Raw genomic sequence first — 15,238 nt, forward strand, 5'->3', positions numbered from 1 at the left:
ATATTTATAAAAATAATACAAAAAGGAGTTTACGCAAATGACCAAATGTAAAAAATGGCTACAGACGATTTTACCAATTTTATTCTTGTTGCTCTCATTATTACCTATTAAAGAAACTTTTGCAGCCGAAAACGATCCAGTCTATGACAAAATCATCCAAAAGGGAGAACTAGTTGTCGGCTTATCCGCAGACTATGCCCCTTATGAATTTCATGCAAAAGTAGATGGTGAAGATAAAATTGTCGGTTTTGATATTTCTATTGCTCAAAAAATTGCCGACGATTTAGGCGTTAAATTAAAAATCGAAGAACTAGGCTTCGATGCTCTGTTAGGGGCCTTAAAAACTGGCAAGATTGACATGGTCATCTCAGGCATGTCGCCAACGCCTGAACGATTAAAAGAAGTAGCTTTTTCTCAACCATATATGAACGTTCAACAAAGAGTCATTGTTCGGAAAGAAGATAAAGATAAATTTCATTCCACTAAAGATTTCGAAGGCGTTCGTGCAGGTGCCCAAAAGCAAACGACACAAGAAGAATTAATTAAAACCGAATTAACCGGTGCTGTCCCTACTTCTCTTCAAAAAATTCCAGATTTAATTATGAATCTAAAAAATAATAAATTAGATGCAGTCGTTATGGAAGAACCGGTTGGCGAAGCCTATGTTTCTCAAAATGAGGATTTAGCTTTTGCTGATGTTACCTTTGAAAAAGGCTCAAAAGATACTGCCGTTGCTTTTCCTAAAGATGCGCCCGTTTTGACGGAGAAAGTAAATGCCTCTATTAAACAAATTAATGATCAAAAATTAATGGACGGTTATAAAAAAGAAGCCAATCAATTAATGTTCCAAAAAGATCAAAGCTTTTTACAAAAGTATGGAAAGTTCTACCTTAACGGTGCAGGCTATACCATTTTCCTAGCTTTCATTGGTGTTTTGTTTGGTGCCATTTTAGGGGCATTACTTGCCTTAATGAAGTTAGCCAATTCCAAAATTTTACGTGGCATTGCCATTGCTTATATTGAATATGTTCGTGGCACTCCTTTGCTTGTTCAAATTTTTATTGTCTATTTCGGGACAGGCGTTCTTGGTTTAGACTTATCCAAAGTAGCAGCTGGTTGTATTGCTCTTTCTTTAAACAGTGGTGCATATGTAGCAGAAATTATTCGTGCTGGTATTCAGGCAGTTAATAAAGGACAATTGGAAGCTGCTCGTTCTTTGGGAATGAATCAAAACCAAGCAATGCGATACATCATTTTCCCACAAGCTATTAAAAATATTTTACCAGCGTTAGGCAATGAATTTGTTACAGTAATTAAAGAATCTTCCGTTGTTTCAGTCATTGGTGTTTCAGAACTAATTTTCCAAGCTGGCAACGTTCAAGGAGCAAGTTTTAAACCCTTCTTACCTTACTTAATTGTATCGTTGATTTATTTCGTCCTAACCTTTACTATCTCACGTCTATTAGGTGTTGCTGAAAGGAGAATGAGTACTAGTGATTAACATTAAAAACTTACAGAAAACATTCGGAAAAAATGAAGTACTTAAAGGAATTGACTTAGAAATTGAAGCTGGTGAAGTTGTCGTAATTATTGGCCCTTCTGGTAGTGGTAAAAGTACTTTTTTACGTTGCTTGAACTTATTAGAAACACCAACTGGTGGCAGCGTTGAATTTGAAGGAAAAAATTTATTAGATAAAAATACCAACATTGATCAACTTCGTCAAAAAATGGGAATGGTATTCCAAAATTTCAATCTTTTCCCGCATAAAAATGTCTTGGAAAACTTAACAATTAGTCCTGTTAAAGTAAAAAAAGAAGCCGCTGCTGAAGCCACAGAACATGCTCTTTCTTTACTGGAACAAGTTGGTTTATCAGATAAAAAAGAAAATTATCCCGCTCAACTTTCTGGTGGGCAACAACAACGGGTAGCGATTGCTCGTGCTTTAGCCATGCGCCCTGACGTGATGCTGTTCGATGAACCAACTTCTGCCTTAGACCCTGAAATGGTGGGCGAAGTGCTATCTGTTATGAAAAATTTAGCTATTGAAGGGATGACAATGGTAGTGGTTACCCACGAAATGGGCTTCGCAAAAGAAGTTGCGGACCGTGTCATTTTTATGGATGCAGGAATCATTCAAGAAGAAGGCACACCTGAAGAAATTTTTGATGCGCCACAAAACCCAAGAACACAAGATTTTCTAAGAAAAGTTTTATAAAAAGGAGCACCTGGTATGGATCGCAAGAATATCGCAACACGTTACCAACAACCTACTGAAAATTTACTCATGGATATTGCAACATTGGCGAAAAAGACCCCAAATTTAATCGATTTATCGATTGGTGACCCTGACTTAATTACCGATGAGCGGATTATCGAACAAGCAGCTAACGATGCCAAAAATGGGCATACAAAATATACCGCTTCTGATGGTAGCGAGGCATTCATTGAGGCGGTCATTCAGTTTTATCAGTCACATTATCAATTATCTTTTCAACCGAATCAAGTCCGGGCCACAGTTGGCGCTCTGCACGGAATGTACCTTGCCTTACAAGTGATTCTAAATCCTGGAGATGAAGTGATTATTCATGAACCTTATTTCTCTCCTTATAAAGACCAAGTCCTTTTAGCAGATGGCGTTCCGGTCTTTTTACCAACCTATGAAGAAGATGGTTTCCAAATTGATGTAGCTCTTTTGAAAGAAAAAATCACGCCTAAAACCAAAGCGATTATTCTTAATTCACCGAATAACCCGACAGGCGCTGTTTTCTCTGAAGAAACTTTCAGAGAAATTGCACAGGTAGCGATTGAACACAACTTATACATTCTTTCAGATGAAGTTTATGAAGCCTTTTGTTTCCAAGAAACGTTTACTCCCATGGCTACGTTTGCTCCAGAAAATACTATCACTTTTGGTAGCTTTTCAAAAGCCTTTGCAATGACTGGTTGGCGTATTGGTTATATGATTGCCCCAGACTATATTAACGAAGTAGCCAAATTAATTAATGAAGGCGTTACGTATTCTGCGCCTACGTTGTCACAGCAAGCAGGAATCTATGCGTTACAACATTTTGACGAATTTGTAGACCCAATCGTTGAAGTGTTCCAAACACGTTTAGAGTATGTGGCCCAACGAGTAGCAAAGATTCCTTTCCTTTCGCTTCATCCAGTCAAAGGAAGTATTTACGCCTTCATTAATATTCAAAAAACTGGACTAACTTCCGTTCCTTTTGTGGAAAAGCTTTTAAAAGAGACACAGGTATTAGTGATTCCTGGAAAAGCATTTGGTGAAACAACGGGCGATGAGTACATTCGTTTAGCCGCAACACAAAATTTAGATTTATTAAAGGAAGCGTTCGATCGAATTGAAAGAATGACCTTTGAATAAAAAAGCTTCTGCATTAGCTAATAATCATAGCTAATGCAGAAGCTTTTTAGATTTCTTCTATCAATTCAATCGCTTGCCCACCAACATGCGGTGGAATCGACATAGTCATCGGTGGCAAGCCCACGACTGTGAAACGGACTTTGGTCCCTTTTTTCAAGTGAGACAGTGGGATACTTTCCTCTAACTGTTCAACAAGTATGTTTAAAATTACCCCATGAGAAAATAAGGGAACAATGGATTCTGGATCACTTTCTGCTTGGATATTTTCTAAATGTAATCGCATTGACAATGGCTGCGTCTCATTTAACACACCAGCCTCTACTAATTTCCCTGTAAAAACAGCAATTTTTTCAGTCATTTGTTTGCCTCCTTTTTAAACATCATATTGAAGAGAATTAATTCCATCCCCTAAAAATTCTGAAGCGTTGTTAAATTCGGCAGGATCATATTTGGTATAGGAAACTTGTAATGTCAAAGTAATATTCCTTAAGGTTTCAGAATGGGCAAATTTCTCTTGAGCTTGTTGTTTGAATTCTTTTCTAGTAGTGTATCCGTCATCCCCATCGCGGAAAATTAATAACGCCCAAGTCGGCGGTGTGCCGTCGATAAAGTATGGTAAGAAGCGATCATCCGTTGTCTCTTTAATCGCCGCTGTCACGATTTGTAGCAATTCATTCTTTTGTTCAGGACTTAATAAGTTACGAATACTTTCCCAATAGGCCACTCGGATCACGACTAAATATAACGGCGCTTCATAACGTGTAGAAATGTCAGAAAATAAATCGAATCCTTCTTCGTACATTTTTGCTGTTCTTAAATTAGTTACTGCATCTAACGCATTTAACCGTGAAGTTTCTTTACGTAAGCGAATATTTTCTTCTTCAATCGTACGAATTTGGTAAGTCACTGCATAGATTGTTAAACAGTAGAGCGGCGGCATGATTAGCCAAAATAATGAGCCATAGCTAAACAAATCATGATAGACATACTGATATACAACATAAGTCAATTGTAGAAAAATAAATATAAGCGAAAATGTTAACCCCGCTGTAATTCCTACAAAATAGGTAACGATAATTAAGATAACTGAAATTAATAGACAACTTAAGTCCACAAAGAAATCATTCGTTCCTAAGGCCATAAAGATGGTTGTGCCGACAACCAAAACAATTCCTACCAACAAAGTTAAATCCAAAAGTAAGGTCACTCGTTTTTGATTCACTCTATTCCCCACCTTTCAAATTCTTCTTCACGATGAAGAACGCACTTAATCCAATAATAGTCATACCAATTAAGAAGACAAATAGATAAATCATTAATTTATGATTATTGACAATTCGTTTACCTAATGATTCGTTGCTAACGTTGCTTACACGTTTTTTGAAACGATAATCATAGCGACGATAGTTCGGATCGACCACAATGGCATCTCCTTTGTACATAGAAGTATTCTTCTCTGTATTCACTTGTGTAGAGGCTAAAAAGACACCTTGTGATTTAGCTCCTGTTAAGATTAACGCCGCGGCTTTCGCATTATATGGAGAAAACATTAACTGCGCCGTACCGATTTGTTTACCATAATCTTTTTCAATGCTCAGTTTCTCGTTTGAAACAAAACGTGTGAAGTCCTTATCATAATGGAAATATAACTGATCGTTTAACTTACGAATCATCGGATTATCCTTAGGCGTACCAAAAATAATCAAGTTATGATTTTCTAATGCCGCATTTTTAGGCGCTTTTTTATAATACGTAATCTCACCGACATTACTTTCGGCATAATTACCAATTAAGTTAAATAGATTGGTCAACACTTTAAAATAGTTGTCGTCCATTTTTTCTGGTAATAAAATCGCTAAATCAGCAAAAGAACGGCTTCTGATAAAAATGTTCGGATAGTTATTAAATAATATGTCATTCAGTTCTTCTGTTTGAATAAACGCATTCGAATTATTTTCAATAAAGGCCCATGGAGTCTGACCATTTCGTAAAACTTCTGGTGATTTAACATTCAAATCAAAAGCAACTTTTAAAACAAAACTATCAGCAATTTCTAAGTTCTTTGGAAATTCGAGATTTAATTCATCACCGTTCGCACGAGCAGCGGTTAATTTCTTGCTGCCAATTGGTTTATCATTGGCATAGACCGTCACTAAAGAAGAATCAAAATCTAAGTTTTCAGCGTATTTAAAATGTAAATGCACGCGACTTCCATTGGCATTGTTTCGATCCACTGGTAAATTGACAAAGTACGTTTGTTCTTGGTGATAGGCCCCTTCTAGTTTGTCCCCCGTTGATGTTAATGGATAATTTCCATCAAATTCTAAAGTTGAACTAAACGTATCGGTATTCTCATCAACTGTTGTCTCTTCTTTATCTGTTTGGGTCATTAATTCATAGTTTGCTAAATAACGTCCCGCACGAACAAGTAAGTCCTCATCTTTAGAAGTAGCTACTAAAACATGCTTATCTGGTTGATTGAAAAATTTTAAGACAGCCTGGTCCTCCACGCGTTTGCTATCAATTTGACTTTTATACTGATCTGGTAATTTATCATAGCTGGCAATAATCAACTGATAGGGTGCAGACTGTTCTTTGTTCAAAGAAGCCATTGGCAACAATTCTTCTGAGGTAGTAATCAAACGAGCAGCGCCAGCTAACGCATGGGTCGCTGCAGCTAATTCTTTTTCCGATGCATTTTCTGGTGTCAAAATAACACTGTGTTTATTCGCAATCGTGTCTGCTCCCACAAAATGATTATAAAAAGAATGAATCGTATTCTTTGGTAATTGTAAATCGTATTGGAAGTTTACGTTAGATCCTTCATACATCGTTAACCAATTTGCTGGAGTTTCAATTAAATTATACATGTCGTTTCCTGCCTGATTAATAATTTGGCCTTCAACAGTCAATGTATTTGTCTCTTTAATCAGTTCCAAAGGGATTTCAATCGTCTTTTGTTGAATACCAGTCGTATTTTCAGGACGCCAAGAATAAAACTTCACACCATTAACCGCCACAGTTAAATCTGAGGTCTGATTATTTTTTAATTGTGTGATTTGGTAGGTCATATTGAATGATGCTTTTTTAACGTTCCAATAATCAATTTTTGTAAAATACATGGTGCTACGGACAGAAGTACCTGTTAAAGAGATTGTTTTATTTTGAAAAGGTTGTGTAAAGGTATGGTTGTCTTGTTCTTTGTTTTCGGCGTATACGGTCGGACTTGCGACACCAATCAGAATTGCCAGAAAGAACAACCCTATTAAAGTGACTGTTTTTTGTTTCATTGCACGTTTCCTCCTTATTTAAATCGTTCAGTTTTGTACCATTTTGTTTGTGTTTGTTTATGAAAAACATTTTCTTTAATATACATCACCATGCCATAAGCGGCGACTACTAGCCACATCTGACTGTATGTAATATACATCAAGGCAATAATTAAGATATTCTCTAAAGTCATTTCGCCTTTTTCGGTCGTAATACTGACAAAAGTACTGAAAATAAATAACAAAATCGCTAACAACCACAAGGAATTGCTAAATCCTTGCAGGGTCGTTGTTAAGTAACCAGACATTGATAAAACTAACATGATGTCTGACAAAACGAGCGATGTCATTAAGAGAAAATAAATGGACAAGAAATATAAAATATCAAAACGGATCCGACTCGCTTTAGGATTAAACAATAATTTAGCATTTTTAACAATGACATAAATATTGCCTTTGACCCATCGCGTCCGTTGTCGGAACCAAACTGACAAAGTTTGTGGCTCTTGCTCCCACGTCACTGCTTTTGGTTGAAACTTAATTTTATAGCCCATCATATAGATGCGGAAACTGATTTCTGTATCTTCGGCTAACGCTTTGTCATCCCAGCCGCCAATGGCTTCAATAATACTACGACGAACAATGAAATTTGTGCCAGGAATCGTGCATAACTTAAATAATTGAAAACGACCGGCTTGTGCCATCCATTGAAAGGCCAGTGTTTCGATATTAATAAAGCGTGTCAACAAGCTTGCATTGCGATTTCTCGTTCTAAATTTACCAATAACCGCGCCGTATTCCTCACTAGCGATTAACTCTCCAACTAAATAACGGAGTGCATTCGGTTCAGGTGTATTGTCCGCATCATAAATGGCAATCACGTCCCCCTTGGCTTGCTTGAAACCAATGTTTAAGGCATTAGACTTACCTTTCCCACCTGTTATATTGTCTGTATTAATAATCTGCAAATTTCGATTAACCGCCTTTTTTTGGACATTCGCTAAAAGCTCAGCACTATTATCACTTGAGTTGTCATTAATCACAATAATTTCATAGCGATCTTGCGGATAATTAAAATTCAATAACGCTTCAACTGTCCGCACAATGACAATTCCTTCATTATGGGCCGGCACCATAATTGAAACAAACGGCGCGTCTTCGTCCTCTACAGGTGGTGGTGCGACAGGATCTGTTTTTAAATAATAAACATAGCCAAAAATAACTAAGAGAATATTTACAATTAGTAGACTCCAAATAATGATAGTTGCTGTTAACATTACAATGTCAGCAATGGTCATTTGTCTTCCTCCTTATTAATATATTTCGACCGATAATTCTTTCGTCCAATCATAAACAAAATAATCAGGATGATTAAAGTCAGCGTGACAACGCCAATCAAAATATTGTTTGTAATACTGAAAAAGAATGAAAATAAGCCTGTAAATCGTTGTTTTTCAACTGTTGAGGCCCCTGTATCAGCCAAACCATTGACAATTTGATTGTTTAAGAAGAACCGATTATTCCGAAATTCGATTTTCTGCGTTTGTGTTTGAACAGTGAAATGTTGATCCGCTTCTGAAACACTAAACACTATTGGTGCTTCCTTGACTTCTTGAATTAGATGATCCACTTCTTTTTTAGAATTTGGAAATGAAAAACTAATGGTGGTCGGCATTGGAAATCGATAGTCATTCGGATTATCTTTATCCGTCCATTCAATCCCCGATAAATAATCATACGGTAAATCAAACAAAGCATTCTTATAAGTGATTGATTCTCCCGTTTGGTTCCGATAAAAAACGCGTTCAATCGGCGGATTTTCTCTTAGAATCACTGTATCACTAATTGCTAGACCATCCTCTTGGTATTGAAGGTCTTGATTCCAGTATCCTGGAGCAGAAATGCCTACTGGATAGACATGTCTGTCGACCAATAAACTAATCTGCTGCTCCATCAATTGTTTCAAGGCACGTTGGTCATTTAAATCAACATTGTTAACGACCGGTGTTTCTAAGAAAATAACCCCCGTCGAAGCAAACGCACGTAACGCATTCGTAAATAGTTTATAAGGTAAAATCGTATTGTTTTGTGAAACGCTCGTACTGGATAAAATATAAGGATACGTGGTTTTAACTAATTCTTCTTGCAAATAGGTTGCCACAGACATATCTCTTAACGGGTTAAAATCAGAAATCGTCAAAAACGGCCGTGACATTTTTTCACTTTCCAGCCATTGACTAATCACGTCCAAGCTTTCTAAAAAAACAGCGCCTTTGCGTTCAAACATTGGTAGAAAAGCATGCCCATTCTCAATTACACCAAATGGATATTCTTCTGGTGCTAATTCTTGTGTTTTTAATCGGCCAACTGTCTGACCTTGCGTATTTTCCAGCACAACTGATTGATCTTGAAAAGGCAATACTTGAGAAAAGCGGTTTTTTTCATCTTCTAACCGATATTGACGATGACTTAATTCTTTCCATGTACCGCTAAAATATTGTTTTTCATCGTCACGCATGTTTCGACCAATGTGTAATTGTTTGCCTTTAAAATGAACTCGATCTGCTAGAAAATCAGAGGCAATAACGCCGGCTTGTTCAGGCCAATTCACCATAGAAATCAAACTGTCATAGCCATCATTTAGCAATTCTCCAGGCACATAGTCTGACACCGCCACGCTCTGAACTTCTACTCCAAAACTCGTCAACACTCGTTGTAAAGCATCCACATCATTTTCTTTTTTCCCAGCAATATTCAAGCTGTCATAGACAAGTAAGACATGTTTACTTGGTGCAGCCAGCGCCGGTTTGGCAAAGCCAAAAAAAACGAAAAAGAGTAAGAAACACACCCAGCCAATAAGATATTGTTTATTTTTCAATTCCCTCTACCTCCCCAATGACTTGTGGTGTTGTATCTTGCCACATTCGTTTACCAATAACATCAGAAACAATTTGTAACAAGAGAAAATCTAAAAATACTGAGACTAAAAACAAATGACGTACTAAGTCACTATCCCCATCAATAATAATTGTTGAAATGAAAACAACTAATAAATTAAGATATATCCCTGTCATTAAAAAGAAGCGAAAAACTAATCTGGGTTCGTTTCTCTTGAGTCCTCTGTATAAACCAACGCCATATAAACCAAACAGAATCACGCCTAATAATAGATAGAAAGCAAAGTTTTTAGGGAAAAAACTGGCTTTAATACGGTTATACACCATAAAAAATTTAGATTGTTCCAGCGGTGCACGCCCCGTCGTTTTCTCAAAATTCCCCACATTATTAGGCTTTACTAAGTAAACATTTGGGACCGCTGAATTCAGTCCTTGCCATAATTCAGATGGATAATTTAAATAATTCAATAACACCCATCCAAAACTCGTTTTATCAAAAAAATCTTTTTTCATTTGTTCAGAAGTTGGTGATACAGGACTGTATTCTTCAAAGTAGGAACGTCCCTTTTGCAACCCATATTGCGGGTTGATTCCGCCCTCTGACATCCGTTTATCTGGAACCTTACTATCCTTCATTACACCGCGCGTCATACTGTGGTAGACATCACGTTCATAGATATCGTTAGGAACGATAAAAGCTGCTAACGTTGTAAAACCAATCAACGCAATTAAAAAGGCCGTCATTGACAATCGTTGGTAACGTTGTGACAAGTAGACAAAAAATCCTAATCCAGCAATAATTACGCCAATAATCAGCAAATATTCTTGGCGTGTTGTTCCTATTAAAAGTACTACTGCTTGTGCCAAGATAACTAAAACTATTCTTCTGAGCCAAGTTCGTGGTTTCGTCACCCGATAAAAATAGACTGAAAATGCTAAGACACTCACAGAAAGTAAAAAACTCGTCGCTTCTGTATAAAAGGAATTAAAATAAATCGTATAGGAGGTATCCCCCAAGATGAAAATAACCAACAAGGAGATAAGATAACTTTTTTTCAAAGATACGCCTTCGGTTAAGCCTCGTACCAGAATATAAATTGACACTAAAAAACAACTAAGATAAACGAAACCTAAGAAACGAATATCGAAAAGTGTTTGACTATAAAAAAGTTTATTAAGCCAAATGGCAATGGTGATGAAAAATTGTTGAGTGGAAACAAAGTGCGTCGTTGTTTCATTAAAATAACGCATAATCGAAAAGTCCTTAACAAAATAGGCCACATTGTCGTAGCTATCACCATTGACACGATAAAGACTATTTGAATTTAACACACGAAAATACTCGCCATTATCTCCCAAGCCATTAATCGGATAAACGAATAACAAAATGCTTGTCACTAACCCAATCCCTAAAACGGCCAAAAGACTTGGAGAAATATAACGACTCAACCATTCAAAAGCCGAGTTCATGTATTTTTTGATCTTTTCCATGCTTTCACCTCATCTAGAAATCATAGGCCAAAAGAGCCATTAAGTTATTATAGGAATAGACTTGTTTCGTAACTTTATCACCAAATCCTCCATAAATCGGACTGCTTGAATCCATAATTTGAAAATTATTAAGTACTGTAATTGCCGCACGATACAACTCTTTGTCATTTTCGGCAACACCAATTAAAGCCGCTATCGCATAACTGGCTGCAGATTGATTTTTATCCACGGGCGATCCATTTAAATCATACGAGTTAAATAGCGTTCCTTGCTGAACTTGTTTTCGTACAAAATCAATACTAGTCTGTTTCGCCATACCCACTTCACTTAAATGAACAATCGTTAATAAAGATTCAATAATATTAAGTGTTCCGTTGTTTTCGTATTTATTTGTTTGATGATTAAACTTCGTTTGATAAAGAGGTAAATCATCAGAAATATAGCCATCGTCTATTAATTGGTAATGATATTGCAAATAGTCTGCTGAAATCCCAAATTCTTTGTATAAATAACCCAGCGTAATTAAGTCAATATAAAACAAAGAAGTTTCTGAAGACTGTTGTTTTGATTTACTATCGTAAAAATCAATTAGAATATTATCTTTCATAGAGGTTTTCATAAAACTCTTGCCTAATTTTTTAATTTCTTGATCGTACTGATCTGTTTTAAAATGACCCCCTGCTTCAATTAATGAACGAATGATCCGTAAATCATCAATCGAGGCATTGACATTGTATTTATTGCCTTGTTCGTCAATTCGGTAACTAAATTGGACGCCGTCGTAAAAGGTGTCTTTCGTCTGCTTGTAAAAATTATCAAAACGTCCCTGCGTATCAAAAGCTAAATTACGCAAATATAGACCTGAAGACTCACTTAGCAGCTCATGTCCTGTGGCGACATCTTTGCGTTCAGCATCTGGTAAATAGTTGGTTAAAAAACCGCCGTCTGTTTTGAGCCGGGTTTCAATAAAAAACTTCAACAAATCTTTGCGTTCAGCGGTTTCTTTTGTGTGAAATTCATGTTTTGTTAAAAAATGTTGTTTGTCTGTCGACATTAAGCGTTGAATTTTTGGATTCACTTTTTCCACCTCTACTTTATAGGATTTTTCTCTAAACAAAAGAAAATATCCTCCCAGAAGCACCACGAATACCCCAATAAAAATCCAAAGTTTTCTCTTCATTGTTACGCCTCTTTTCCTCACTTCTTTATTGTCAGTGTACACAAAAGTACTTGTTTTTGCGAAACTTACGCTACCTCTTCAAGCGCAAGAAAAAAAGCAATCCATAAAAATAAAAGGATTGCTTTAACCGTTTCGTCGATCATTTCCTGTCATCGTAATCTCTTTTGACAGATAACGCACACGTTCCATAATTCGTCTGGCTTTTAGCGGCTCTTGTTCTCCTCGTTGCGTCACGGTTAAATGCTCTTCTAAAGCTTTTAAATCTAGATTGGAAGAGAAAAAAGTAACTAATTGTTCTTGCATTCGGTATTGCAAGATTACGCTTAAAACGTCGTCACGAATCCAACTAGTCATGGATTCCGCACCAATGTCATCAATCATTAATATAGGGGATTTTTTTACTGCATCGAGCTTTTCACCAACTTGATCGCGACCAATGGCTTGCTTCATTTCTACTGTAAATGTTGGAAAATGAACAATTGTCGTAGTAAATCCACGTTCTGCTAAAGCATTAGCCATCGCACCTAATAAGAAAGATTTTCCTACACCGAAGGGGCCTTGTAAATAGAGCCCTTTATGAAATTCTTTTGGTGTCGCAGGATATTCTCTTAAAAATTGCATTGCTTCTGCTAACGCTTTGGCTCGACCTTGAGAAGATGGATCGAAATCTCGTAAATTTGCTTCTCGGACATCTTTTGGCATGTCCATTGCCCTTACTCGATTACGAATTTCTTCTTCCTTCTGACGGGCGATTAAATCAGCCGTTGGGACATACGTTACATCAATGTAATGAAAATTCAACATCAATCTTGGCTCATAGCCTGGAGCAATCATTGCCGGATCGTTTAATTGAAATTTCTTTTTTTCTTGAACAAATTCATACAGCTTAGCATAACTTTTACGAATATCTTCATCGGTTAAACGCTCTCGGTTTGCTTGTATAAAGGCTTGAACATCTTGATCTTTCAATACTTCGTTAACCAGCTCTTCATATCGTTCATTGATGTCACGCTTCTGGATAATTTTTGACATTTCTTTTCCTACGTCTTCCATCATTGGTCACCTCCTTGGTTTAAAAATTCTTGAATTTGTCGATCTAACTCGGCTTGTTCTTCTGGGGAAAGTTTTGTTTCATCGTTTGGCTGATCTGCCCATTCTGGCAATCGCTCTTGTCGAACAGTTTGGCGTTTCCCTGAATAATTTTGTTGTCGCTGTTTTTGTTTGGTTTGGCTTTGTTTTGCCAATTCTCTGACATGTTCAATTGCTTTTTCTGGTGAATGAATGCCACTTTGTCCCCATTCATTCGCAATTCGATTCACATACTCCGCTTTTAAAGTCGGTTGTTGTTGAATGTTGTAAACATAGTTAATCAAAATATTAATCACACTAGTCGGTAAGCCTGATTTGGCAACCAAATATTTCACTAATGAACGTTCTTGTGGTGTCGTATAGCCGCCTCGACTATTTTTTAAAGCTTCTAAATATTGAATAGGCGGATTCTTTTCACTATCCATAATCATTTGAATATCCAGTTCAGAAAAACCATTCATTTTTAATGTGTTATATCGATACGTTTGTTGCTCTTCCACCGTCAATTGTGCTTGCTTGTTTGTCACTACGTTTGTTGGTTGTGGTTTTTTATCAGGATCAAACGCTTGATGAATCGTTCGCACTAATTCCTTAGGCAAAATTCGACTTGTATAATAGTCAAATGATTTCGAAGCAAAGTCTACCATATCTAACTCATTGATGCCATATAATTGATGAAAAACATAGACTTCTTCTTGAAAACTAGCCTCATCTTCAGGCAGTTGTAAACCTAAACGGTGCAAACCTTCCACAAAATAGTGCCAATCAAAAGAATCCGTTGATACAGAAATTTTCTTCGATTTTTCTTTTTGAGAAAAAGTTTCTTGAATCGTTGTCAATCGGTTCGCTTCGGAAACAATTTGTTCTTCTTTAAAGGCATAAACCTCTTGAAAGCTAGCGGAAACATTTTGATAGCCCTCTGTTTTAGTAGGATGCGGTTGGAACTTTTGCACTAATTGATCAAATTTCCGTTGTCCAACCCGGTTAAATAACACTAAAGCTAACACTTCATCTTTAAAAAAACGAGCGGCTGTTTCAGGTGCTTTTAAATAATATAAATAACAATCTCCTAATTCCCGATCTGTTTTTTTATACGTTTCTAGCAACCCAATGCCTTCTAATTTGTAGCAAGCTTCTTCTAATTGTTGACAACTCAAGTCCAGCAAACTAATTAAATCTGCATGAAACAGCGAGCCATTCTCCTCTGAGTCTGTTGTTTCAGATAACAAAAGCCAATATAAACTAAACGCATTGGCGCCGACAATTGGTTGATATAAAAAGGTTAAAACCTCTTTCTCTTGATCAGAAAGCGGTGAATCAATAACCGCTTGAAAAATATTTTTTGGTTGGATTCTTTGCCGATTTCCTTTCAAAGAAAGACCTCCTTTTTAATTTTCTGAGTCAGGAGAAGAAGATTTTGCTTTGTCGACAATGTCCTGTAACTCTTTCAAAAACACGCTCATATCTTTGAATTGTCGATAAACACTCGCAAAGCGGATGTAGGCAATTTCATCTAGATTGACTAAATCTTCCATCACATATTCACCGATAAGCGTTGTAGAGACTTCATTTTCCCCTAAACTACGCACTCGATTTTCAACATTATCGACAATTTGAACCATTTGTTCCATAGCAACGGGTCTTTTTTCCGCAGAGCGAATGAGCCCACGCAAAATTTTATCACGATTAAATTCTTCACGATCCCCATTTTTCTTGATTACAAGTAATGGCGCCGCTTCAATTCTTTCAAATGTAGTGAACCGATAACTGCAATTTTCACATTCACGACGACGGCGAATTGCACGTCCATCATCTGCTTGACGGCTATCAATAACACGGGAATTATTATGATGACATCTTGGACAACGCATAACGTTCACCTCTTCTATTCTGTATAATTTTTGTTGCCTATATTATAACATGAAA

The 15,238-nt window shown here is 36.7% G+C and carries 13 protein-coding genes; 3 read left to right on the forward strand and 10 right to left on the reverse strand.

The window, feature by feature from the left end; translation table 11 throughout:
- Positions 1-37: 37 nt before the first annotated feature.
- From AB3I34_RS05425 to AB3I34_RS05435, 3 genes are read left to right on the forward strand one after another with little or no spacing between them, the layout of a single operon-like run.
- Complete coding sequence (locus AB3I34_RS05425; protein WP_002355770.1) at positions 38-1,501, forward strand: ABC transporter permease subunit; 1,464 nt, start codon at positions 38-40, stop codon at positions 1,499-1,501.
- Entirely contained in the window at positions 1,494-2,216 is a 723-nt protein-coding gene (locus AB3I34_RS05430) for an amino acid ABC transporter ATP-binding protein (protein ID WP_002355769.1), read from the forward strand. The genes AB3I34_RS05425 and AB3I34_RS05430 overlap by 8 nt, the downstream gene beginning before the upstream one ends.
- A gap of 15 nt (positions 2,217-2,231) precedes the next feature.
- Positions 2,232-3,386 carry a pyridoxal phosphate-dependent aminotransferase gene (locus AB3I34_RS05435; protein ID WP_002355768.1) on the forward strand — a complete coding sequence of 385 codons (1,155 nt, stop codon included), beginning with the start codon at positions 2,232-2,234 and terminating at the stop codon, positions 3,384-3,386.
- Positions 3,387-3,432: 46 nt separating this feature from the next.
- On the opposite strand, the gene AB3I34_RS05440 is transcribed toward AB3I34_RS05435, so the two are convergent.
- The 10 genes from AB3I34_RS05440 to nrdR all read right to left on the reverse strand — a co-directional run bounded on the left by AB3I34_RS05440 (position 3,433) and on the right by nrdR (position 15,183).
- On the reverse strand, positions 3,433-3,744 hold the full coding sequence (locus AB3I34_RS05440; RefSeq protein ID WP_002361350.1) for a hypothetical protein: 312 nt from the start codon (positions 3,742-3,744) through the stop codon (positions 3,433-3,435).
- 15 nt (positions 3,745-3,759) lie between these two features.
- Positions 3,760-4,620, reverse strand: a complete 861-nt coding sequence (locus AB3I34_RS05445; RefSeq protein WP_002385041.1) for a hypothetical protein — start codon at positions 4,618-4,620, stop codon at positions 3,760-3,762.
- A complete protein-coding gene (locus AB3I34_RS05450; RefSeq protein WP_002361348.1) occupies positions 4,610-6,676 on the reverse strand; it encodes a cellulose biosynthesis cyclic di-GMP-binding regulatory protein BcsB in 2,067 nt (688 codons plus the stop codon). The genes AB3I34_RS05445 and AB3I34_RS05450 overlap by 11 nt, the downstream gene beginning before the upstream one ends.
- Positions 6,677-6,690: 14 nt before the next feature.
- Entirely contained in the window at positions 6,691-7,953 is a 1,263-nt protein-coding gene (locus AB3I34_RS05455) for a glycosyltransferase family 2 protein (RefSeq protein ID WP_002355764.1), read from the reverse strand.
- Positions 7,950-9,533 (reverse strand): hypothetical protein, encoded by a 1,584-nt coding sequence (locus AB3I34_RS05460; RefSeq protein ID WP_002358815.1) that lies wholly within the window; start codon positions 9,531-9,533, stop codon positions 7,950-7,952. Before AB3I34_RS05460 ends, AB3I34_RS05455 begins: the two co-directional genes overlap by 4 nt.
- Positions 9,523-11,043: a membrane protein gene (locus AB3I34_RS05465; RefSeq protein WP_002385037.1), complete on the reverse strand. Its 1,521-nt coding sequence runs from the start codon at positions 11,041-11,043 to the stop codon at positions 9,523-9,525. The genes AB3I34_RS05460 and AB3I34_RS05465 overlap by 11 nt, the downstream gene beginning before the upstream one ends.
- Positions 11,044-11,056: 13 nt before the next feature.
- Positions 11,057-12,265: a hypothetical protein gene (locus tag AB3I34_RS05470; protein WP_002385036.1), complete on the reverse strand. Its 1,209-nt coding sequence runs from the start codon at positions 12,263-12,265 to the stop codon at positions 11,057-11,059.
- 81 nt (positions 12,266-12,346) lie between these two features.
- Positions 12,347-13,276: a primosomal protein DnaI gene (dnaI, locus tag AB3I34_RS05475; RefSeq protein WP_002355760.1), complete on the reverse strand. Its 930-nt coding sequence runs from the start codon at positions 13,274-13,276 to the stop codon at positions 12,347-12,349.
- On the reverse strand, positions 13,276-14,685 hold the full coding sequence (locus tag AB3I34_RS05480) for a replication initiation and membrane attachment family protein (protein ID WP_002358810.1): 1,410 nt from the start codon (positions 14,683-14,685) through the stop codon (positions 13,276-13,278). The genes dnaI and AB3I34_RS05480 overlap by 1 nt, the downstream gene beginning before the upstream one ends.
- A 15-nt stretch (positions 14,686-14,700) precedes the next feature.
- Positions 14,701-15,183: a transcriptional regulator NrdR gene (gene nrdR, locus AB3I34_RS05485; protein ID WP_002381296.1), complete on the reverse strand. Its 483-nt coding sequence runs from the start codon at positions 15,181-15,183 to the stop codon at positions 14,701-14,703.
- Positions 15,184-15,238: the final 55 nt, after the last annotated feature.

It is taken from the genome of Enterococcus sp. C102(2024), from assembly GCF_040888205.1.
In the GTDB taxonomy this organism is placed as follows: domain Bacteria; phylum Bacillota; class Bacilli; order Lactobacillales; family Enterococcaceae; genus Enterococcus; species Enterococcus faecalis.